Source organism: Maritimibacter alexandrii (assembly GCF_005871115.1).
GTDB lineage: Bacteria > Pseudomonadota > Alphaproteobacteria > Rhodobacterales > Rhodobacteraceae > Maritimibacter > Maritimibacter alkaliphilus.
Genome location: NZ_SWKQ01000020.1, coordinates 1 through 23,402, shown reverse-complemented (window position 1 = coordinate 23,402; position 23,402 = coordinate 1). Strand labels below are relative to the sequence as shown.

Genomic DNA, 23,402 nt, shown 5'->3' with positions numbered 1-23,402 from the left:
GGCGTCGGGCCTTTACCCGGTCCGCGAAATCAAGCCGCCGGGGGCACGCGAGACATGCCCTTCGAGTTCGAGATCGGTCAGTTCCGAGGCGACGTCGCCCGCGGGCATGGCGAGGTCGCGGACAAGCTGATCCTCCGACACCGGCGAGGGGCCGAGACGGTCGAGGATAAGCTGGTGCAGCGCGGCGGTTTCGGCCAGCGTGCGCGTCTCGGTCGGTGCCGGCGGGATGTCCACCGGCGCCACCTTGGCGATCGGGGCCGGGGCCGGGGCCGGATCGGCGGCGGCTGCCCGTGGTTCCGGCGCGGCGTGCTCGACACCCCCGCCGATCACGTCCAGCACATCCTGCGCCCCGCGCAAAAGCGTCGCGCCGTCCCGGATCAGCCGATTGCAGCCCGTGGCGCGCGCGTCGAAGGGGTGACCGGGAACGGCAAGGACCTCTCGCCCCTGTTCCAGCGCCATCTCGGCGGTGATGAGCGAGCCGGATTTGGCCGCCGCCTCGACCACGACCACCGCGCGCGACAGGCCGGATATGATGCGGTTGCGCCGCGGAAAATGCCGGGCCTGCGGGGTCAGCGACATCGGCGCCTCCGACAGGCGCAGCCCCTCGCGCCCGATTTCCTCACCCAGAACCGCGTTCTCGGACGGATAGATCACATCGACCCCGCCGGCCATGACGGCGATCGTCCCGGTTTTCAGCGCGGCGGTGTGGGCCGCCGTATCCACCCCGCGGGCCAGACCCGACACGACGACCTGCCCGGCCGCCCCGAGATCGCCCGCGAGCTTGCGGGCCATCCGGGTGCCAAGCGACGAGGCATTGCGCGCGCCGACGACACCGACCGTGGGTCGTGCGAGCAGGTCGAGGTTGCCGATCGCCCAGAGGATCGGGGGCGGATCGGGGATTTCGGCCAACAGGGCAGGGTAGTCGGGTGCGCCGAAACACAGCATCTCGGCCCCGCATTTCACGGCCCAGTCGATCTCCTTTTCCACGACGGGAAGCGGGCAGACGCTGTAATCATCGACGCCCGCAGTCCTCGCGACCTCGGGCAGGGCGTCGAGCGCGGCCTGCGCCGATCCGTGTTCGCCCATGAGCCTGAAGAAGGTGGTCACGCCGACGCGGCGTGAGCGCAAGAGGCGAAGCCAGGCCACCCGATCTTCCGTGCTTTGGGGTGGGGTGAGGGGGTGGTTGGAAGGGGATTGCTCCAAGGGTCACCTGATTCCGTCTCTTGCCCTCCCACCATGCGACTCAAATGGTTAACGGCAGGTTACCGCCGCCAAGATCGCATGTGGTCCCGGTCCCCACATGACCCCGCCCGCTTCGGCACGTGACAAAAGCCCCGGCCCGACCCCGCGTCCTCTTCTCTGTTTCAAAATACTTCGGGAGGTCTGGAGGGCTGGCCCTCCAGAGCCGCCAACGGCGGCTCCCCCTCGCGACGCGCCGAAGCGCGGCGCAACCTCAGCCGGTCTGCGACCCGCCCACGGTCAAGCCGCCGATGCGCAGGGTCGGCTGCCCCACGCCCACGGGCACCCACTGGCCTGCCTTGCCGCAATTCCCGATACCGGGGTCCAGCGCCATGTCGTTGCCGACCGCTTGGATGCGCTTCATCGCCTTGGGGCCGTCGCCGATCAGGGTGGCGCCCTTCACCGGGGCGCCGACCTTGCCGTTCTTCACGCGGTAGGCCTCGGTGCAGGAAAACACGAATTTGCCGTTGGTGATGTCGACCTGACCGCCGCCGAAGCCGACGGCGTAAATACCGTCCTCCAGACCCGCGACGATCTCTTCGGGGCTGGCATCGCCGCCTTCCATGATCGTGTTGGTCATGCGCGGCATCGGCGCATGGGCATAGCTTTCGCGCCGCCCGTTGCCGGTGGCCTCCACCCCCATGAGCCGCGCGTTCTGGCGGTCCTGCATGTAGCCGACGAGCACGCCGTCCTCGATGAGGACGGTGCGCGAGGAGGGGGTGCCTTCGTCATCCACCGTCAGCGACCCGCGTCGGTCGGGGATGGTGCCGTCATCGACGACCGTGACACCCTTGGCCGCGACCTGCTGGCCGATCAGGCCCGAAAACGCGCTCGACCCCTTGCGGTTGAAGTCGCCCTCGAGCCCGTGCCCGACCGCCTCGTGCAGCAGGATGCCCGGCCAGCCGTTGCCCAGCACCACGTCCATCTGCCCGGCGGGGGCCGCTTCGGCTTCGAGATTGACCAGCGCGATGCGCAGCGCCTCGTCCACGCTTTTCTTCCAGTGGCCCGGCTCGATCAGGGCCGTGAGACCCGCGCGTCCGCCGCCGCCGTGGCTGCCGCTTTCGCGCCGTCCGTCTTTCTCGACGATCACGCTCACGTTCACGCGGGACATCGGGCGGGTGTCGGCGACCAGCGTGCCGTCGGGGCGCAGGATCACGACCTCCTGCAAACTGGCGGCGATGGTGGCGCTGACCTGAACCACGCGGGGATCGCGGTCGCGGGCATATGCGTCAATTTCGCGCAGGGTCTCGACCTTCACCGGGAACGCGGCGTCGGTCATCGGGTCGTTGTCGGTGTAGAGTTTCACGTTGGTGCGGGCCGGGCCATCGGCCAGCGTCCCGCCCCCGGCACCGACCGCGAGCCGCGCGGTTTCCGACGCGCGCAGAAGCGAGGCTTCCGAGATTTCGGTCGAATGCGCATAGCCCGCCGTTTCGCCGCGAACCGCCCGCAAACCAAAGCCTTCGGACGCATCATAGCTGGCGTTGCGCAGCCGACCGTCGTCGAAAACCAGCGCCTCGGAGCGGCGCCGTTCGAGGAAAAGCTCGCCGTCGTCGGCCCCGTCCGTGGCCGCGCGCAGGATCTGCAAGGCGCGGGCGTCGTCGAGTTGATCGTCGAACGGGCGGAAGGGCGTCTGGTCGGTCATGGGGTCCTTTTCTTCCTGCATTGATCTGCATCAATCGCATGTGAGATCATGCATATGTGCGACCTTGGGTAGCAGGATTTGTCTTGTTCCTAACACCCTAATATGGTTTTAGACGCGCGGGAGACAACGGGATTCCCGACAGCGTTCGCGGAAGACCCAATATTGTGACGCACCCCATGCGTCGAGACAGGAAGATAGGGAAGCAAAGAATGACCAAGACCCTGCGGCCTCTGGCCCTTCTGGCGGCAGTTTTCACCGGCACGGCGGCAATGGCCCAGGACCTCGAGGTCATCGGCAGACCCACGCCCGGCGGCACCGGGTTCCAGCCGGCGGCGACCGACATTTCGCAGGCGACCTTCGCTCTGGACAACCTGCTCCACATCATCTCGATCCTGATCGCGGGCTTCGTCGCCCTGCTGATTATCTGGGTGATCGTCCGTTACAACAAGCGTGCGAACAAGACGCCGGGCACCTTCACCCACAACACCGGGGTCGAAATCGCCTGGACCCTGATCCCGATCGTGATCCTCGTCTTCATCGGCGCGCAGTCGCTGCCGGTTCTGTTCAAGCAGCAGGAAATCCCCGAAGGCGATGTCGTCATCAAGGTCACCGGCTACCAGTGGTATTGGGGCTATGAGTATGTGGACGAGGAATTCGGCTTCGAAGGCTTCCTTCTCGGCAAGGACGAACTGGCCGAATACGGCTACGACGAAGACCTTTACCTTCTCGCCACCGACACCGCGGTCGTCGTGCCCACCGGCCAGAAGATCGTCATGCAGGTCACCGGCGCCGACGTGATCCATTCGTGGACCATCCCGGCTTTCGGCGTGAAGCAGGATGCGGTCCCCGGTCGTCTGGCGGAGCTGTGGTTCACCGTCGAGCCGGGCATGGAAGGCGTCTACTTCGGCCAGTGCTCGGAACTGTGCGGCAAGGACCACGCCTACATGCCGATCACGGTCAAGGCCGTGACCCCGGAAGAATACGAAGCCTGGCTGGAAGAGGCGCGCGAAGAATACGCGGGCATTCCCCAGACCGTGAAAGTGGCTTCGGCCGAGTAAGCGGGCAGGGGCCGCACTGAAGCGGCCCCGACCGACACCCAGCGGGCCCGCCCGTGGCGGCGCGGCCTCCGAGGCAAGACGACCATGACTGACACCACCATTCTCGATCAGGATCGCGACGCAGGCTTCGGCGATTACTTCGCCCTCCTGAAACCGCGTGTCATGTCGCTGGTCGTGTTCACCGCTCTGGTCGGCCTGCTGGTCGCCCCCGGTCAGATCAATCCCTTCGTCGGCCTCTGCGCGATCCTGTTCATCGCCGTGGGCGGCGGCGCGTCCGGCGCGCTGAACATGTGGTGGGACGCCGACATCGACGCCCGCATGAAGCGCACGATCAAGCGCCCGATCCCGGCCGGCAAGGTCGAGCCGGGCGAGGCGCTGGGGCTTGGCGTGGCACTCACCGGCTTTTCGGTGATCCTGCTGTTCCTCGCGACCAACTGGGTCGCCGGCGCGCTGCTGGCCTTCACCATCTTCTTCTACGTCGTGATCTACACGATGTGGCTCAAACGCTGGACGCCCCAGAACATCGTCATCGGCGGCGCGGCGGGCGCGTTCCCTCCGATGATCGGCTGGGCGGCTGTCACCGGCGACATTACCATTGAATCGATCCTGATGTTCGCGCTGACCTTCGCCTGGACGCCGCCGCATTTCTGGTCGCTCGCCCTGTTCGTCAAGAGCGACTACAAGGACGCGGGCGTGCCGATGCTGACCGTTACCCACGGTCGCCGGGTGACGCGCAACCATATCCTCGGCTATACCTTCGTGCTGGCCGCCGTGGCGCTGGGCCTCGGCCTGACCTCGATCGGCGGACCTGCCTACATGGCCGTCGCCGTGATCCTGAACGGCTGGTTCATCAAAGGCGCCATCGACATCTGGCGCCGCACGGATGCGGACAGCGAGGCGGACAGCCACCTCGTCGAGCGGAAGTTCTTCAAGTTCTCGCTGTTCTATCTGTTCATTCACTTCGGGATGCTGCTGGTGGAAACCTCGCTCGCACCCCTCGGGCTGGGAGGCTGGTAATGGCTGGTCAACTGCGCGCAACACATGAACTGCACAACCGTCGCCTGTCGCGCAACGTGGGTCTGGGCATCGTGCTCGTCCTGTTCGTGGGGCTCGTCTACGGGCTGACCATCGCCAAGGTCGGCACCGACCCTAACGACGAACTGGGCGCGCCCTGGGCGCAGGCGCAGGAGAAGGCGGCGAGATGAGCGATCGGGACGAGAAACCGAAAAACCCGCTGAAGTCGGCGCTGATGCTGTCGGGCGTCGTCGTGTTCATGGGCGCGATGGCCTGGGCCGCGGTGCCGTTTTACGACTGGTTCTGCCGCGTGACCGGGTTCGGTGGCACGACGGGCGTGGCCGCACAGGCCTCGGACACGATCCTCGACAAGACCATCAAGATCCGCTTCGACGGCTCGGTCGAGCGCGATTTCCCGTGGGAGTTCAAGCCGGTACAGCGCACGATGGAAGTGCGGCTGGGTGAGACCGGCCTTGCGTTCTACGAGGCGACGAACACCTCCGACCGGCCCATCGCGGGCACGGCCAGCTATAACGTCGCCCCCTATTCGGCAGGCGGCTATTTCACCAAGATCGACTGCTTCTGCTTCGAATTGCAGGTGCTCGAACCCGGCGAAAGCGTGATGATGCCCGTCACCTTCTACGTCGATCCGGAAATCACCGAAGACCTTGACGCGAAGTTTGCCAAGGTCATCACGCTCTCCTATACATTCCACGAAACCGATCTGCCCGAGGAATACGCCGCATTGGATGCGACCGTAGCCCCCGAGGCGGATCAGAACTAAAAGTCAGGGACGGAAGACATGGCCCACGCCAAGAACCACGATTACCACATCCTGCCCCCGTCGATTAACCCGCTTTTGGCGGCGGCTGGTGCGTTCGTCATGCTCTTCGGAGCCGTGAAATGGATGCACGACTCCGGTCCGTGGATCTTCCTCGCGGGCCTGCTGGTCGTGCTCTACACCATGTTCTCGTGGTGGTCGGACGTGGTCGACGAGGGCCAGTCGGGCGACCATACCCCGGTGGTGCGGATCGGCCTGAAATACGGCTTCATCCTGTTCATCATGTCCGAGGTCATGTTCTTCGCGGCGTGGTTCTGGAACTTCTTCAAGCACGCCATGTACCCGATGGGCCCGGAAAGCCCGGCGGTCGACGGCGTCTGGCCCCCGGCGGGGATCGAGACCTTCGATCCGTGGCACCTGCCGCTCATCAACACGCTGATCCTGCTTCTCTCCGGGGCGGCGGCGACCTGGGCGCACCACGCGCTCGTGCATGAGAACAACCGCAAGGACATGAAGACCGGCCTGATTATCGCGATCCTTCTGGGCCTGCTCTTCACCTTCTTCCAGGCCTATGAATACTCGCACGCCGCCTTCGGCCTGTCGGGCAACATCTACGGCGCGACCTTCTTCATGGCGACCGGCTTCCACGGCTTCCACGTCATCATCGGCACGATCTTCCTGTTCGTCTGCCTGATGCGCGCCTATGCCGGGCACTTCACGCAGGAACAGCACGTCGGGTTCGAGGCCGCTGCATGGTACTGGCACTTCGTCGACGTCGTGTGGCTCTTCCTCTTCGCCGCGGTCTACATCTGGGGCGGCTGAACGGCCTGACGGTTTTGATTGCGAACGGGCGGGGGAAACCTCGCCCGTTTTTCTATGGGGCAGGGGACACGCCGCGAAATCGCAGTGTCTTGTCTAGAGCCTCGACCGGACCGGTGCTAAAGCCTCGCCATGTTCAAACAGATACTCGCCGCCATCCTCCTTTTCGCCGGCCTCGCGGTGTTCGTCAGCCTCGGGGTGTGGCAGCTCCAGCGGCTCGAATGGAAACAGGCCATCATCGCCGAGATCGAAAGCCAGATCGGCGGCGATCCGGTGGCGCTGCCCGCGACCCCCGATCCGGGGGCGGACCGTTATCTGCCCGTCGAAATCTCGGGCACCTTCGGCGCGGGCGAAATCCACGTGCTCGTCTCGCACCGCGACTATGGCGCCGGGTTCCGGGTCATCGCGCCCTTCACCACGGACGACGGGCGCGCGATCATGGTGGATCGCGGTTTCATCCCGACCGCGAGGAAAGAGGACCGGCACAACCTCAGCGGCGCGACCGTTCAGGGCAACCTTCATTGGCCGGACGAACGCGACCAGTTCACGCCGGAGGACGACGAGGCCGGCAACTGGTGGTATGCCCGCGACGTGGACAAGATGGCCGGGGTGCTGGGCACCGAGCCCCTGCTCGTGATCGCCCGCAACGAGACCGATCCGGCGATCCTGCCGATGCCGGTGACGACCGAGGCGATCCGAAACAAGCACTTCGAATACGCGATGACGTGGTTCCTGTTCGCCGTGACCTGGGTGGTGATGACAGGCTTCGCACTTTGGCGTATACGGCGCCGGAACCACGAACAGGCCATTCAGCCGTGACCCACGCCGCCTTGCGACTTGCAGGATTTTCACCCGATCCCCTCGAAAAGGGACATGACCCTGCGCAAATCGGCTGGCACCGGGCGGCGAATTCCTTCAAGGACTTCGCAGCGGATTTCCAAGGGAATTCCGCCACGGCGGACGATGAGGACAAGAGCAGATGAAATATGTCTCGACGCGCGGCACCGCGCCGGAACTGACATTCGAAGAAGCCATGCTGACCGGGCTTGCCCGTGACGGCGGACTCTACGTTCCCGAAACCGTGCCGACCATGAGCCATGACGAGATCGCGGCCCTCGCGGGCCAGTCATACGAGGATGTGGCTTACACCGTGATGCGCCCGTTCATCGGCACGGAATTCCCGGACGGGCAGCTCAAGTCCTGCATCCGCCACGCCTATGAGGGCTTCGGCCACAGCGTGCGCGCGCCGATGGTGCAACTTGGCCCGAACCACTTCCTGCTGGAACTGTTCCACGGCCCCACGCTCGCCTTCAAGGATTTCGCGATGCAGCTTATCGGCCAGCTCTTTCAGGGCGCGCTGGAGCGGCGGGGCGAAAAGGTCACCATCGTCGGTGCCACGTCCGGCGACACCGGATCGGCCGCGATCGAGGCCTTCCGGGGCTTGGACAACGTCGACGTCTTCATCCTCTTCCCCGATGGCCGGGTGTCCGAGGTGCAGCGCCGCCAGATGACCACCCCGTCCGAGGGCAACGTCCATGCGCTCGCCGTCGAGGGCGACTTCGACGATTGTCAGGCCAAGCTCAAGGATATGTTCAACGATTTCGACTTCCGCGACGAAGTGCGGCTCGCGGGCGTGAACTCGATCAACTGGGCGCGGGTGCTGGCGCAGGTCGTGTATTACTTCACATCCGCCGTGGCGCTGGGTGCGCCGCATCGCGAGGTGTCGTTCACCGTGCCCACGGGCAACTTCGGTGACATCTTCGCGGGCTATATCGCGCGGGCGATGGGCCTGCCGATCCGCGACCTCGTGATCGCGACGAACCAGAACGACATTCTGCACCGCACGCTGGAAACCGGGGCCTATACCAAGGCGGGCGTCACGCCGTCGATCAGCCCGTCGATGGACATTCAGGTTTCGTCGAATTTCGAGCGCGTGCTGTTCGATGCCTACGGGCGCGATGGCGCGGTCGTGGCCGAGCAGATGGCGGACCTTGCAAGCGGCGGCTTCACCATCAGTCAGGGGGCCATCGACTTTCTGCGCGGTCAGTTCAAATCGGGCCGTGCGTCCGAGGACGAGACGATGGCCACGATCAAAACGACCTACGACACGACGGGCGAGGTGATCTGCCCCCACACAGCCGTGGGCGTGAAGGTCGCGAACGAGCATCTGTCGGAGGTGCCGATGGTGACGCTCGCCACCGCGCACCCCGCCAAATTCCCGGCTGCGGTCAAGGACGCCTGCGGGCGCGACGCCGCCCTGCCGCCGCGCATGTCGGACCTGTTCGAACGCGAAGAACGCGTGACGAAGGTGCCCAACGACCTCGTCGCACTGGAAACACTGATCCGGAGCAAACGCCGCGCATGACCATCAACTACGACACCCTCCCCAACGGATTCCGCGTCGTGACCGAGCATATGCCGGGCATCGAAAGCGTGAGCCTTGGCGTGTGGATCACCGCCGGGGGGCGGCACGAACGCGTCGAGCAGAACGGGATCGCGCATTTCCTCGAACACATGGCCTTCAAAGGCACCAAGACGCGCACGCCGCTTCAGATCGCGGAAGAGATCGAGGATGTGGGCGGCTATCTCAACGCCTACACGGGCCGCGAAGTCACCGCCTATTACGCGCGGGTGCTGCGCGAAGATACCGCGCTTGCCATCGACGTCGTGTCCGACATCCTGCTGAACCCGGTGTTCGACCCGCATGAGATCGAGGTCGAGCGGGGCGTGATCCTGCAAGAGATCGGTCAGGCGCTCGACACCCCTGACGACGTGATCTTCGACTGGTTGCAGGAAGTGGCCTATCCGGGTCAGGCCATCGGCCGCCCGATCCTCGGTCCCGCCGAACGGGTGCAGGCCTTCGCCCAAGGCGACCTCGCGGGCTTCGTGGATGAGCATTACGGCCCCGACCGGATGATCTTCGCCGCCGCGGGGGCCGTCGACCATGACGAGATCATGCGCCTGTGCGAACAGGCCTTCGGCGGGCTTCAGCGCCCGTCATCCACGCTGATCCAGCCGGCGGGTTTCGTCGGCGGCGAGCGGTCCGAGATCAAGAAGCTCGAACAGGTGCATTTCGCGCTGGCGCTCGAAGGGCCGGGGTATCGCGACGACGCGATCTACACCGCGCAGGTCTATGCCAATGCGCTGGGTGGCGGCATGTCCTCGCGCCTGTTCCAGGAGGCGAGGGAAAAGCGCGGGCTGTGTTACACGATCTTTTCGCAGGCGGGTGCGTGGTCTGACACCGGCCTCATCACGATCTACGCGGGCACCTCGGCGGGCGAGATCAAGGGGCTGGCCGAACTGACCATCGACGAGCTGCGCCGCGCCACGTCGGACATGACCGAAGCCGAAGTCGCCCGTGCCCGCGCCCAGATGCGCGCCGGGATGCTGATGGGGCTGGAAAGCGCCTCGTCGCGGGCCGAACGGCTGGCGCGTCAGGTTGCGATCTGGAACCGCGTGGTCCCGGTCGAGGAAACGGTGGAGCGGCTGGATGCGGTCACGCTGGAAGGTGTCACCGATTTCGCGTCTCAGGTGGCAGGCGATCCGCGTGCCGCGCTCGCGATCTATGGCCCCGGCAAGACCGCGCCGAGCCTCGCCCAACTGACAGAACGGCTCGCCGCCTGATGCTCAGACGCCCGCGCAAGGTTCGGATCGACACCGAGAGGCTGACCTTGCGCCCGCTGACCCATGGCGATTTCAACGCGTGGACGGAACTGCGGGCGGCCAGCCGGGATTTCCTGACGCCGTGGGAGCCGACTTGGGCCGCCGATCATTTGACGCGTAAGGGCTTCACCAACCGGGTCTACTGGGTCAATCGCTCGGTCGCGCAGGGGTCCGCCCTGCCGCTGCTCATTATCCGCCGCGCCGACAACGTGCTGGTGGGCGCGATCACGCTCGACAACATCCGGCGCGGCCCGGCGCAAAGCGCCACCTGCGGCTACTGGATCGGACAGCCCTTCGCGCGCTACGGCTACATGCGCGAGGCATTGACGGCGGTGGTGCATCACGCCTTCACCGAACTGGACCTGTCCCGGCTCGAGGCCGGGTGCCTGCCCGAAAACACCCCGTCGCGGGGCGTGCTGGAAAAATGCGGCTTCAAATACGAGGGCGTCGCGCAAAGCTACCTTCAGATCAACGGGCGCTGGCGCAATCACGTGCTGTATTCGGCGCTGCGATCCGACCGGCGCGGGCGCACCGACGCGGGGTGACCCCCGGTTTTCCGACCGCACAAGCCTTGGGCAGAACCGCATCCGGACCCGCCGATCTTGCGCCCGATGTCGCGTTCCGCTTGCCATTCACGTCAGCAAAGCTTTCCTAATCGACAGAGGGCAGCGTTCTGTCCCGAGTCACGTCACGTTTTCCGAGGCCCCCCATGACGACCCCTTCCTTCCGCGAGTCCATCCTGCGTCACCTCACCTATTCCTTCGGCAAGGATCCGGACCACGCAATTCTTGAGGACTGGCGCATGGCGTTGAGCCTTGGCGTGCGCGACCGGATCGTGGACGCGTGGTTCAAATCCACCAAGCGCACCTACGAGACCGGGGCCAAGCGGGTTTATTACCTGTCGATGGAATATCTGATCGGGCGGTTGTTGGAGGACGGTCTGGTCAACCTCGAGCTTGTCGACGAGGCGCGCGAGGTTCTGGCGGAGTTCGGCTACGACTACGACACCGTTCTGGCCGACGAGCCTGACGCGGCGCTGGGGAACGGCGGTCTGGGGCGGCTCGCGGCCTGTTTCATGGAGAGCCTGTCGACCATCGGCTGCCCGGCGCATGGCTATGGCATTCGCTATGAACACGGGCTGTTTCGCCAGAGCTTCGTGGACGGGCGGCAGATCGAACAGCCGGAGTTGTGGCTCGGCCAGCGTCACGCGTGGGAATTCGAGCGGCCCGAGGTGCGCTATCGCATCGGCTTCGGCGGCCATGTCGATGTGCGCGACGGCCACTACCGCTGGCATCCCGGCGAAGAGGTCGAGGCCGAGGCGTTCGACACGCCCACGGTCGGCTGGAAGGGGCGCTGGGCCAACACCCTGCGCCTGTGGTCTGGCCGCGCGATCCACCCCTTCGACCTCGACGCCTTCAACCACGGCGATTTCGCACGTGCCGCCGCGCCCGAGGCGCTGGCGCGCACCATCTCCCGCGTGCTCTATCCCGACGACACCACCGAGCAGGGGCGCGAGTTGCGGCTGAAGCAGGAGTATTTCCTGACCGCCTCGGCCCTGCGCGACATCCTGCGCCGGTTCTCCAACCAGTTCGACGATCTGCGCAAGCTTCCCGAAAAGGTCGCGATCCAGCTGAACGACACGCATCCGGCCATCGCGGGGCCGGAGCTGATCCGCATTCTGGTGGACGAGAAAGGCTTCGACTTCGACGAGGCGATGGAGATCGCCCAAGGCTGCCTGTCCTACACCAACCACACGCTTCTGCCCGAGGCGCTCGAGGCGTGGGGCGAGCAGCTTTTCGGCCGCCTCCTGCCACGCCACATCGGCATCATCGACCGGATCGACGCCACGCACGCTGGCCGCAACCCCAGCCGCACCCAATCCATGCGCGCCGACCAGTCGGTCAAAATGGGGCAGCTGTCCTTCGTCATGGCGCACAAGGTGAACGGGGTCTCGGCGCTGCACACCGACCTGATGAAAACCACCGTGTTTTCCGAACTTCACGGCCTGCACCCCGACCGGATCGTGAACCAGACCAACGGGGTCACGCCGCGCCGCTGGCTTCTGTCCTGCAACCCCGGCCTCGCGGGAATCATCACCGACAGCATCGGCGACGGCTGGGTTGACGATCTGGAGCAGCTGTCGAAGCTGGAGCCGTTCATCGACGATGCCGGGTGGCTGCAAAAATTCGACGCCGTGAAACGCGACAACAAAGTGTGGCTGTCGAACTGGATGCGGGACACCTACGGGATGCACGCCGACCCGGACGCGCTCTTCGACGTGCAGATCAAGCGCATCCACGAGTACAAACGCCAGCACCTGAATATTCTCGAAACCATCGCGCTCTGGCAGGAGATGCGCGAGAACCCGAACGCGGACTGGACCCCTCGTCTGAAGCTCTTCGGGGGCAAGGCCGCGCCGGGGTATTTCTTCGCCAAGGACATCATCCGGCTCATCAACGACGCGGCCAGCGTCATCAACAACGATCCGGTGACGCAAGGGATGCTCAAGATCGCCTTCCTGCCGAACTACAACGTCTCGCTCGCCGAGCGGATGATCCCGGCGGCGGACCTGTCGGAACAGGTCTCGACGGCGGGGAAAGAGGCGTCCGGCACGGGCAACATGAAGCTTGCGCTGAACGGCGCGCCCACCATCGGCACGCTCGACGGCGCCAACGTGGAAATCCGCGAACGCGTGGGGGCGGACAACTTTTTCCTCTTTGGGATGACGGCACAGGAGGTCGAGGATCGGCGGCGTGTCGAGGGGCACGCGGGCTTGGCCGTCGCGGCGGACGACCGGCTCAAAGGGGCGCTCGACCTGATCCGCGACGGGCGGTTCTCGCCGGGTGAAACGGACAGGTATCGCGGCATCGTCGAGAACCTCGAAGGGCCGGATTATTTCCTCGTCTGTTCCGACTTCACCGACTACTGGCGTGCGCAGCGCGAGGTGGACGTCGTGTTCCGGGACGACAAGGCGTGGGACCGGATGGCGGCGCTCAACACTGCCCGCTCCGGCTGGTTCTCGTCCGACCGGACGATCCGGGGCTACATGTCCGACATCTGGAACGCGGAAAGCCTGTTGTGAGCGGAATTTGACCGGGGTCATTGATCCATGCGGCGAAGCGGTTAGGGTCGGACTATGGGCGCTAACATGACATCCCCGACCGACGTGCAGCGTCTGCTCGACGCCGATCACGACGACCCCTTTTCGGTGCTGGGGCCACATAAGGCCGGGGACGGCCGCGTCGTGACGGCTTTCGATCCCGGTGCGGCGCGGGTGTCGGCGCTGGTCGGTGATCAGACCTTTCCACTGGACCCCGTCGAAGGCGCGCCGGGCCTGTTCCGTGGGCCGGTGGCCGGGACCGATCCCTATACCTTGCGCGGCGAAACGGACGAGGCCGCGTGGGACTGGGACGACCCCTACCGCTTCGGCCCCGTGCTGGGCGAGATCGACGAATACCTCTTGGGCGAGGGCAATCACCTCAGGCTGTGGGAGGCGCTGGGCGCCCACGTCACCGAACATGAAGGCACCCGAGGCACGCATTTCGCGGTCTGGGCGCCGAACGCGCGGCGGGTGTCTCTGGTCGGTGACTTCAACCTTTGGGACGAGCGCCGCACGCCGATGCGCAGACGCGGCGGAACGGGGGTGTGGGAGATTTTCGTGCCGGGCTTGGGCGACGGGGCGCTCTACCGCTACGACATCAAGGGCGCGGACGGCACCACCCAGCCGCGCAAGGCCGACCCGGTCGGCTTTGGCTCGGAACATCCACCCGCGAACGCCAGCGTCGTGCGCGACATCTCGGGCTATGGCTGGTCCGACGATCTGTGGATGCACACCCGCCCCGAACGCCACGACCGCCGCGCCCCGATCTCGATCTACGAGGTGCATCTGCCGTCATGGCGCCGAAAGGACGGGGGGCGGCCGATTTCCTACGTCGAGGCGGCGGACGAACTGGTGGCTTACGTCAAGGACATGGGCTTTACCCATATCGAGCTGATGCCAGTGTCCGAATATCCCTTCGACGGCTCATGGGGCTATCAGCCCATCGGGCTGTTCGCACCGACGATCCGCTGCGGCCTGCCGCACGAATTTCGCGATCTGGTGAACGCCGCGCACCGCGCCGGGATCGGCGTTCTGCTTGATTGGGTGCCGGGGCATTTCCCGACCGACGCGCATGGGTTGGGTCGCTTCGACGGCACGCCGCTTTACGAACATGCCGACCCGAAAGAGGGATTTCACCACGACTGGAACACCCTGATCTACAACTACGGGCGGCGCGAGGTTTCGAACTACCTGATCGCCAACGCCTTGTATTGGTTGGAGGAATACCACGCCGACGGGCTGCGCGTGGATGCCGTCGCCTCGATGCTCTACCGCGACTACTCGCGTCCCCAAGGTGAATGGGTGCCGAACAAGGACGGCGGGCGCGAGAATTACGAAGCCATCGACATGCTGCGCCGGATGAACACCGCGACCTATGGCCACGACACGGGCATCATGACGGTGGCCGAGGAAAGCACGGCCTATCCGGGCGTCTCGGCCCCGGTCGATGCGGGCGGTCTGGGCTTTGGCTTCAAGTGGAACATGGGCTGGATGAACGACACGCTCGAATACATCCGCAAAGACCCGATCTACCGCGCCCATCATCACCACCAGATGACCTTCGGCATGAACTACGCCTTTTCCGAGAACTTCATCCTGCCGATCAGCCATGATGAGGTGGTGCACGGCAAAGGCTCGATGATCGGCAAGATGCCGGGGACCGGGTGGGAGAAATTCGCGAACCTGCGCGCCTATTACGGCTTCATGTGGGGCCACCCCGGCAAGAAGCTTTTGTTCATGGGGCAGGAGATCGCGCAATGGGCCGAGTGGAACCATGACGGCGAGGTCGATTGGGCCTGTCTGGGCGATGACAACCACGCCGGGATGCAGGCGCTCGTTCGTGACCTTAATCGGCTCTACACCTCCACCCCCGCGCTTTACGCCCGCGACGCCGACCCCGAGGGGTTCCAGTGGATCGAAGGCGGGGACACGCGCAATTCGGTGTTTTCATGGATCCGGCGGGGCGAAGCGGGCGATCCGCCCGTCGCAGTGATCTGTAATTTCACGCCGCAGGAACAGACGGGCTATCGCATCGGTTTGCCCCATACGGGCCTCTGGCGCGAGGCGCTGAATACCGATGCGGCGATCTACGGCGGGGGCAACCGGGGCAACCTCGGCGGCGTCACCGCGACCGAAGGCGCCAGCCACGGCTTGCCGGCCATCGCGGAACTGACCGTGCCGCCGCTGTCGGCGGTCTATCTCGTGCATGAGGGGTAACGGCGGCCCGGCCGCCATCAGGGAGGAGAGGAAAGCCAATGCCGAACAGGAACCAGAGACTGGCCGCGCGAAGCATGGCCTTCGTCCTTGCCGGGGGGCGCGGCTCGCGCCTGCATGAACTGACGTCGAGCCGGGTGAAACCGGCGGTCTATTTCGGCGGCAAGAGCCGGATCATCGACTTCGCGCTGTCGAACGCGCTGAACTCCGGCATCCGCAAGATCGCGCTTGCCACGCAATACAAGGCCCATTCGCTGATCCGCCATTGTCAGCGCGGCTGGAACTTCTTTCGGGCCGAGCGCAACGAGTTTCTCGATATTCTACCCGCCTCGCAACGCTACAACGAACAGACGTGGTATCGCGGCACGGTGGATGCGGTCGCGCAGAACATCGACATCATCGACAGCTACGACGTGGACTACATCGTGATCCTCGCGGGCGACCACATCTACAAGATGGATTACGAGGTGATGATCCGGCAGCACGTCGAAACCGGGGCCGAGGTGACCGTGGGTTGCCTGACCGTCGACCGGCACGAGGCGAGCGCATTCGGCTGCATGGCGGTGGATGAGGGCGACCGGATCACATCGTTCCTGGAAAAGCCCGCCGACCCGCCGGGGCTGCCGGGCGACCCCGACCACACGCTCGTCAGCATGGGCATCTACGTGTTCAGTTGGAAATACCTGCGCGAGCGCCTGCTGGCCGATATCGAGGACGAGGGTTCGAGCCACGATTTCGGCAACGACATGATCCCCGACATCGTGCGAACCGGCCACGCGCAGGCGCACCGCTTCGGTGACAGTTGCGTGCGCGCACCGGGCGCGCCCGCCTATTGGCGCGACGTGGGCACGGTGGACGCGTTCTGGCGGGCGAACATCGACCTCACGACCTTCGACCCCGAGCTTGACCTTTGGGACACCGACTGGCCGATCTGGACCTATTCCGAGCTGACCCCGCCCGCCAAGTTCATCCATGACGAAAAGGATCGGCGCGGCTCGGCGGTCAGCTCGATGATCGCCGGGGGCTGCATCGTGTCGGGCACCGAAATTCGTGAATCTCTGCTCTTTACCCAGTGCCACACCAATTCCTATTCCTCGCTCGAACGGGTCGTGGCGCTCCCGCGTGTCTATGTCTCGCGCCATGCTCGTCTGACGGACGTCGTTGTGAACCGGGGCGTCCATATCCCCGAGGGGCTGGTGGTGGGCGAAGACCCGGAGGAGGATGCCAGGTGGTTCCGTGTGACCCCCGGCGGCGTCACGCTGATCACGCAGGATATGCTGGACAGGCGGGCGGCCAGCCTATGACCAAGGTGCTCTCGGTCGCCTCGGAATGCGTGCCGCTGATCAAGACCGGGGGGCTGGCCGACGTGGTCGGCGCGCTGCCTGCCGCGCTTGCGGGGCAGGGCGTCGAGATGCGCGTTCTGGTGCCGGGCTATCCCAAGGTGATGGCCGCGCTGGGCAAGGCCAAGGCGGTGATGACGTGGGACGATCTGTTCGGCGGCCCGGCCAGCCTGCGGGCGGGCAAGCTGGGTGACGGGGTGCTCTACGCGCTCGATGCGCCGCACCTATTCGACCGGGAGGGCGGGCCTTACAACGACGCCTCCGGGGCCGATTGGCCCGACAATCCGCAACGCTTCGCGGCCCTGTCGCTCGCAGGCGCGCGGGTGGCGGCGGAGGGGGTCAAGGGGTGGTCGCCCGATGTACTTCATTGCCACGACTGGCAAGCAGGCCTCGCGCCGCTTTACCTGCGCGAAATGGGGGCGGGCGACCGGGTGGCCAGCGTCATCACGATCCATAACATCGCGTTTCAGGGCATGGCACCGGGCGCCATGGTGGGCACCCTTGGCCTGCCGCCGGGCGAGTTCACGCAGGACGGGTACGAGTTCTGGGGCGATATCTCGGCGCTGAAGGCCGGGCTGGTCTATGCCGACAAAATCACCACGGTCTCGCCCACATATGCGGCCGAGATCATGACGCCGGACTATGGTGTGGGGATGGACGGGCTGTTGCGGGCGCGGCAGGCCGACGTTGTGGGCATCCTGAACGGGATCGACGGCGAGGCGTGGAAACCGCCCTTCACCAAGCCCGCGGGCAAGGCCAAGCACCGGGCCGCGCTGCGCCGCGAATTCGACCTGCCCGATTGGGATGGCCCGGTCTGCGTCGTCGTCTCGCGCCTGACCGAACAAAAGGGTCTGGACCTTCTGCTCATGGCGCTGCCTGCGCTTTTGGACAACGGCGGGCAACTGATCCTGCTCGGCACTGGCGAGCCGGGGCTCGAGGCCGCCTACCGCGACTTCGCCGCACAGCATCCGGGCGTGGCGGTGACCATCGGGTATGACGAAGACCTCGCCCACCGGATGATCGTCGGCGGCGACGCGATCCTCGTCCCGTCGCGATTCGAACCGTGCGGACTGACGCAGCTTTACGGTCTGCACCACGGAACGCTGCCCGTCGTGGCCCTTACGGGTGGTCTGGCCGATACCGTAATAAACGCATCGCCTGCCGGATTGGCAGCGGGGGCCGCCACGGGCATTCAATTCAACCCCGTCACCGCGCAGGCCCTTGCGCAGGCGCTGATGAAACTGGTCAATCTGTATCACGATCAACCGACCTGGACGCAGATGATGAAAAACGCGATGGCCGCCCCGGTCGACTGGGGCCATTCCGCCGCCCAATACGCGGCGCTCTATGCGGGGATGGTCAAGGCCGGATGAGCGACAGACAGGTGTATGCCGGGGACCCGACCCGGCTTGGCGCGCATGTCGTGGGGGATGGCGTCAGCTTTTCGGTGTTTTCCGAGAATGCCGAGGCGATGCATCTCTGCCTGTTCGACGCGGACGGGCGCGAGACGCGCATCGCGCTGCCGGAGCGTGACGGCGACGTCTGGCACGTCCATGTGCCGGGCATCGGGGTGGGCCAGCACTATGGCTTTCGGGCCGAGGGTCCGTTCGACCCGAAAGCCGGGCATTGCTTCAATCCCGCGAAACTGCTGATCGACCCCTACGCGCGCCAATTGACCGGCCAGCCCGAATGGAACGACGCGCTGTTCGGCGGGGCCGAGGCGCCCGACGACCGCGACAGTGCGCCGTTCGCCACCAAAAGCATCGTCGCCGACCCGACCTTCGACTGGGGCGGGGGCCACGCGCCCGTGACGGCGCTCGATCAGACAGTGATCTACGAGGCGCATGTCAAAGGGTTCACGCAACTCATGCCGGGGGTGGATGCGCCGGGAAGCTTTGCCGCCATGGCCTCGGACCCCGCGCTCGACCATCTGGGGAAGCTGGGTGTGACCGCGGTGGAGCTTCTGCCGGTCCATGCCTTTCTCAACGACCGGTTCCTCGTCGAAAAGGGGCTGGTGAACTACTGGGGCTATCAGACCGTCGGCTTCTTCGCCCCCGCGCCGCGTTACCTGTCCACGGGCCGGATCGACGAGTTTCAACAGATGGTCGCGCGCTTCCACGCCGCCGGGATCGAGGTCATCCTCGACGTGGTCTACAACCACACCGGCGAAGGCGACGAACTTGGTCCGACGCTCGGTTTCCGCGGGCTCGACAACGCGAGCTACTATCGACTCGCCGAAGATCCGAGTCAGTATGTGAACGACACCGGCACCGGAAATACGCTCAACCTCGAACATCCCATGGTTCTGCGCATGGTGCTGGACAGCTTGCGCTATTGGGCGGGCACGATGGGGGTGGACGGGTTCCGGTTCGACCTGTGCTCGACACTTGGGCGTACGGCGGAGGGGTTCGACCGGAACGCCGCGTTCTTCAAGGCGCTCAGACAAGACCCGTTGCTCGCCACGAAAAAGCTGATCGCCGAGCCGTGGGACATCGGGCCGGGGGGCTATCAGCTTGGCGCCTATCCGCCGCCCTTCGCCGAATGGAACGACCAGTATCGCGACGGCGTGCGCCGGTTCTGGCGCGGCGATCTGGGGCACGTCCCGGTGCTTGCGGACAGGATCACCGGGTCGGCGGGCCAGTTCGACCATTCCGGCCGGGCCGCCACATCCTCGGTCAACCTGCTGACCGCGCATGACGGCTTCACGCTGACGGACGTGGTGAGCTACGCCGAAAAGCACAACGAGGCCAACGGGGAAGACAACCGCGACGGGCATGGCGAGAACCATTCCGACAACATGGGGATCGAAGGGCCGACCAAGGACAAGCAGATCGTCGCGGCGCGGGCGCTGAGGCGGCGCAACATGATGGCGACGCTGCTTCTGTCGCAAGGCACGCCGATGATCCTTGGCGGTGACGAGATCGGGCACAGCCAGAACGGCAACAATAACGCCTATGCGCAGGACAACGACGTGACGTGGATCGACTGGGCACGCGCGGACGAGGCGTTTCGCGCCTTCACCGCGCGCCTCATCGCGTTCCGCAAGCGCCACCCGATCCTGCGCCAGAAACGGTTCCTGCACTCGGTGCCGCGCAAGGTCGACGGGGTGATCGACCTGTTCTGGTGGCGTCCGGACGGGCAGGAAATGACACGCTCGGACTGGACCAACGGTCACAACCAGACACTGTGCGCCGAGTTGCGGATCGCCTCGGGCACGCCGTCCTACGCACAGCGCGAGGATGCGATCTACCTTGCCTTCAACGCGGGCGATGCGGTGGCGCTGCAACTGCCCGCCTGCCCGGACGGCTTCCATTGGGTGCGCCACATCGACACCGCGCAGCCTCTGGCCGAACCCGCGGCGGTGTCCGGCGCATACGATCTGGCCGAGACCGCCGTGGCGGCTCTGTGCATGGAGCGGGTATGAGCGCGCTCGACGACCGCGCCGCGCGGGCGGGCATCCTGAGCGAATACCGTGACTTGTTCGGGGTCTGGCGAGAGACGTCGACGGAGACCAAGGCGGCCTTGCTGGCCGCGCTGGGCCTGAGCGAAACCGACGCGCCCGAGCCGGAGCGCGCCCTGCCGCGCTGGCATATCTGCGAACCGGGTGACGCCCCCGAGCTGACAGCGGTCCCGTGGTCCCTCACCTATGAGGACGGCACCGAGGGCGAGGGGCAGGGGCCGTTGCCGCCATTGCCCCTTGGTCGGCATCGGCTGGCGGCGGACGGCGCGGTCTGCTGGCTGCTCGTCGCGCCCGCGCGGCTGCCGCTTCCCGCGCGCAGTTGGGGCCTGATGGTCCCGCTGGCCGGGCTCAGGCCCACGACCGTCGGCGGGATCGGGGGCTACGGCGACCTTGCCCGCATGGCCGAAGGGGCCGCCCGGCAGGGTGCGGCCTTTCTCGGGATCAACCCGATCCACGCGGGCTTCCCCGCCGATCCGGGCGCGTTCAGCCCTTATACACCGTCGCACCGCCGCCGCTTTGCCTCGGTCTACCTCGACACCGACGGGGCGCCGGGGGGCGAACTGATCGATTTCGGGGCCGAAACCCCGGCGCGCATGGCCGCGCTCGAGGTTCGGTTCGCGGCACAGGGCGACGATCCGGCGTTTGCGGCGTGGCGGGCCGAACAGGGCGCCGGGCTTGACCGTTTCGCGACGTATCAGGCGCTGTCCGAACGCTTCGGCGCCTATTGGGATACGTGGCCGGTGGCCTATCAGACCCCGGACGATCCCAAGGTCGCGCAGGCCGCGCGCGAGATGGCGGATCGCGTCGATTTCCACGCTTGGCTTCAGTTTCAGGCCGAGACCGCGCTGAGTTCTGCACGTGACCGGGCGGCGGGCGCGGGCATGGCGCTGGGCCTCTACCTCGACCTCGCCGTCGGCACGCATCCTCACGGGGCCGAAACGTGGGAGGATCGGGACACCTTCGCTTTCGGGGCGAGCCTTGGTGCGCCGCCCGATGCCTTCGCGCCGCAGGGCCAGAACTGGCAACTGGCGCCTTTCAACCCCGTGAAGCTGATCGACACCGGGTTCGAGGCGCTTGCCGCCACCCTGCGCCAGCAATTGCGGTTCGCAGGCGCGCTCAGGATCGACCACATCCTCGGGTTCGAGCGCGCCTATCTGGTCCCCGATGGCCTACCGGGGGCCTATGTCCAGATGCCCCGCGACGCGATGCTCGCCGTCGCCCGGATCGAGGCCGCGCGCGCCGGGGCGGTGATCGTGGGCGAAGACCTTGGCGTGATCCCAGATGGGCTGCAACAGGCATTGCAAGACAGCGGCATTCTGGGATGCCGCCTTGCCTGTTTCGAACATCGTGAAGATCCCCCGGTGTTCAAACGGCCCGAAAACTACGACGAATCGGTCATCGCGAGCTTCACGACCCATGACCTGCCGACGTGGAAAGGCTGGCGCGAAGGGCGCGAGATTTCGGTGCGACGCGACATTGGTCTGACCCCGCCCGAGCACGCGCAGGGCATGTTCGACTGGCGTGGGCGCGAAGTGTCGGGGTTCGACTGGCTGTCGGGCCAGTTCCGGGGCGACGCGCCCCCGGAAAGCGCCGAGGCGATGTGGTCGGTTCTGGCCGCCACGCGGTCCCGGCTGGTGTCGGTGCAGGTCGAGGACGTGCTCGGCCTGTCGGCCCAGCCCAACCTGCCCGGAACCGTAACGGAATACCCGAACTGGCGCCAACGCCTGCCCGCCGGACCGGACGAGATCGCGGCGAGCGAGGGCCTGTCTTCGGCGGCCCGGATCATGGGCGACGCGGGCCGGACAGGCACCTGAGCGGCGCGGCGCACCGCCGCCCGCACCCTCGGCAGGCCGAAACAGGGTTGCCGGATCGGATTTTCCCCCTAAAAATAAGTGAGTTTCGACTTTCGATATTGTGCCGCCCACCGCGCGCGGCGTTTCGGATTGCTTAGAATGTATTGGTTCGGGGGGACCGCCTTATGTCTGCACGCGTTATCGACCTTTCTTTTCTGACCACGTCACAGGGCGTCATCATTCAGGGCGACGCGGCGGGAGACCAAGCCGGCTACAGCGTGTCCAACGCAGGTGACGTGAACGGCGACGGGCTGGACGACGTGGTGGTCGGCGCGCGTTACAACGACGAAAATGGCACGTTCTCGGGCGCGGCCTACATCGTCTATGGCCGCTCCACGCCCGTTTCGACCATCGCGGCGGGCAGCCTGACCGCGAGCGAGGGGTTCATCGTCTATGGCGGGGCGACGCAGGACTATGCGGGTCTGGCGATCGCGATCGTGGGCGACATGAACGGCGACGGGCTGTCCGAAGTCCTCGTCACCGCGCATGGTCAGGACGACTCCGCCGTGGGCGCAGGCGCGGCCTATGTGATCTACGGGTCGACCACCGGGCCCGGCACGGTCAATCTCGACGACCTCTCTCCCGCCGTTGGCTTCGCGATGAACGGCGAATACGGCGGCGACAATTTCGGCATCGCGGCGGCGGCGGCCGGCGACGTGAACGGGGATGGGCTTGCCGATATCATGATCGGCGCCAACCTGAACGACGACATCGCGGCCAGTTCCGGCAAGGCCTATATCGTCTACGGTCGCGGCCCCTCGTCGCCGGTCGACCGCAGTGGATCGGCCGATCCGAACACGCTTTTGGGCAGCCCGTTCGGCGACATCCTGAACGGTCTCGGGGGCGAGGACGATCTTCAGGGGGGGGGACGGGGACGACACGCTCGATGGTGGGGATGACGACGACCGGGTGCTGGGGGGCACGGGTTCCGACACGCTTAGGGGCGGGGCCGGGCGCGACTGGGTGCGCGGCGGCGACGACGGCGACATGGTCGAGGGCGGGGATGACCGCGACTGGCTTTTCGGCGACGACGGCGACGACGATCTGGACGGTGGCGAGGGCGCGGACCGGCTCGAGGGCGGGGCTGGCTCGGATGACCTCGACGGCGGGGTCGGGGGCGCGGATCTGGCGGTCTACAAGAAGTCCGCGGCGGGCGTGACCGTCGATCTCGGCGCGGGCACCGGCACGGGCGGCGATGCGCAGGGCGATACGCTCACCG

At 66.0% G+C, this 23,402-nt stretch carries 18 protein-coding genes and 1 pseudogene; 17 read left to right on the top strand and 2 right to left on the bottom strand.

What is annotated here, in order from left to right:
- Positions 1-12 precede the first annotated feature (12 nt).
- Together dprA and tldD are read right to left on the bottom strand one after the other, a co-directional pair.
- Positions 13-1,146: a DNA-processing protein DprA gene (dprA, locus tag FCT00_RS21160; RefSeq protein ID WP_138424573.1), complete on the bottom strand. Its 1,134-nt coding sequence runs from the start codon at positions 1,144-1,146 to the stop codon at positions 13-15.
- Between the two features lie 307 nt (positions 1,147-1,453).
- A complete protein-coding gene (tldD, locus tag FCT00_RS21155) occupies positions 1,454-2,881 on the bottom strand; it encodes a metalloprotease TldD (RefSeq protein ID WP_138424572.1) in 1,428 nt (475 codons plus the stop codon).
- Between the two features lie 209 nt (positions 2,882-3,090).
- On the opposite strand from tldD, the gene coxB reads away from it, so the two are divergent.
- From coxB to FCT00_RS21715, 17 genes and pseudogenes are all read left to right on the top strand, one after another.
- Positions 3,091-3,939 carry a cytochrome c oxidase subunit II gene (coxB, locus tag FCT00_RS21150; protein ID WP_171043084.1) on the top strand — a complete coding sequence of 283 codons (849 nt, stop codon included), beginning with the start codon at positions 3,091-3,093 and terminating at the stop codon, positions 3,937-3,939.
- Between the two features lie 84 nt (positions 3,940-4,023).
- On the top strand, positions 4,024-4,956 hold the full coding sequence (gene cyoE / locus FCT00_RS21145; protein ID WP_008329892.1) for a heme o synthase: 933 nt from the start codon (positions 4,024-4,026) through the stop codon (positions 4,954-4,956).
- The gene (locus FCT00_RS21140) at positions 4,956-5,144 is read left to right on the top strand and encodes a hypothetical protein (RefSeq protein WP_138424571.1); all 189 of its coding nucleotides are present in this window, start codon (positions 4,956-4,958) and stop codon (positions 5,142-5,144) included. The genes cyoE and FCT00_RS21140 overlap by 1 nt, the downstream gene beginning before the upstream one ends.
- Positions 5,141-5,737, top strand: coding sequence for a cytochrome c oxidase assembly protein (locus FCT00_RS21135; RefSeq protein ID WP_138424570.1), 597 nt, complete (start codon positions 5,141-5,143; stop codon positions 5,735-5,737). Before FCT00_RS21140 ends, FCT00_RS21135 begins: the two co-directional genes overlap by 4 nt.
- A gap of 18 nt (positions 5,738-5,755) precedes the next feature.
- On the top strand, positions 5,756-6,556 hold the full coding sequence (locus FCT00_RS21130; RefSeq protein ID WP_008329887.1) for a cytochrome c oxidase subunit 3: 801 nt from the start codon (positions 5,756-5,758) through the stop codon (positions 6,554-6,556).
- A gap of 129 nt (positions 6,557-6,685) precedes the next feature.
- Positions 6,686-7,372 carry an SURF1 family protein gene (locus tag FCT00_RS21125; RefSeq protein ID WP_138424569.1) on the top strand — a complete coding sequence of 229 codons (687 nt, stop codon included), beginning with the start codon at positions 6,686-6,688 and terminating at the stop codon, positions 7,370-7,372.
- Positions 7,373-7,532: 160 nt separating this feature from the next.
- Complete coding sequence (thrC, locus tag FCT00_RS21120; RefSeq protein WP_138424568.1) at positions 7,533-8,918, top strand: threonine synthase; 1,386 nt, start codon at positions 7,533-7,535, stop codon at positions 8,916-8,918.
- Complete coding sequence (locus FCT00_RS21115) at positions 8,915-10,177, top strand: M16 family metallopeptidase (protein WP_138424567.1); 1,263 nt, start codon at positions 8,915-8,917, stop codon at positions 10,175-10,177. The genes thrC and FCT00_RS21115 overlap by 4 nt, the downstream gene beginning before the upstream one ends.
- Positions 10,177-10,761, top strand: a complete 585-nt coding sequence (locus FCT00_RS21110) for a GNAT family N-acetyltransferase (protein WP_008329876.1) — start codon at positions 10,177-10,179, stop codon at positions 10,759-10,761. Before FCT00_RS21115 ends, FCT00_RS21110 begins: the two co-directional genes overlap by 1 nt.
- Positions 10,762-10,925: 164 nt before the next feature.
- Positions 10,926-13,298, top strand: coding sequence for a glycogen/starch/alpha-glucan phosphorylase (locus FCT00_RS21105; protein ID WP_138424566.1), 2,373 nt, complete (start codon positions 10,926-10,928; stop codon positions 13,296-13,298).
- A gap of 66 nt (positions 13,299-13,364) precedes the next feature.
- Positions 13,365-15,533 carry a 1,4-alpha-glucan branching protein GlgB gene (gene glgB / locus FCT00_RS21100; RefSeq protein WP_235889253.1) on the top strand — a complete coding sequence of 723 codons (2,169 nt, stop codon included), beginning with the start codon at positions 13,365-13,367 and terminating at the stop codon, positions 15,531-15,533.
- 38 nt (positions 15,534-15,571) lie between these two features.
- Positions 15,572-16,834 (top strand): glucose-1-phosphate adenylyltransferase, encoded by a 1,263-nt coding sequence (gene glgC / locus FCT00_RS21095; protein WP_138424564.1) that lies wholly within the window; start codon positions 15,572-15,574, stop codon positions 16,832-16,834.
- A complete protein-coding gene (gene glgA, locus FCT00_RS21090; protein ID WP_138424563.1) occupies positions 16,831-18,243 on the top strand; it encodes a glycogen synthase GlgA in 1,413 nt (470 codons plus the stop codon). The genes glgC and glgA overlap by 4 nt, the downstream gene beginning before the upstream one ends.
- A complete protein-coding gene (gene glgX / locus FCT00_RS21085; RefSeq protein ID WP_138424562.1) occupies positions 18,240-20,294 on the top strand; it encodes a glycogen debranching protein GlgX in 2,055 nt (684 codons plus the stop codon). The genes glgA and glgX overlap by 4 nt, the downstream gene beginning before the upstream one ends.
- Complete coding sequence (gene malQ / locus FCT00_RS21080) at positions 20,291-22,144, top strand: 4-alpha-glucanotransferase (protein WP_138424561.1); 1,854 nt, start codon at positions 20,291-20,293, stop codon at positions 22,142-22,144. The genes glgX and malQ overlap by 4 nt, the downstream gene beginning before the upstream one ends.
- Before the next feature lie 164 nt (positions 22,145-22,308).
- Positions 22,309-23,082, top strand: coding sequence for an integrin alpha (locus FCT00_RS21075; RefSeq protein ID WP_235889252.1), 774 nt, complete (start codon positions 22,309-22,311; stop codon positions 23,080-23,082).
- A pseudogene (locus FCT00_RS21715) lies at positions 23,036-23,402 on the top strand (hypothetical protein); the annotation flags it as partial. The gene FCT00_RS21075 and the pseudogene FCT00_RS21715, both read left to right, overlap by 47 nt.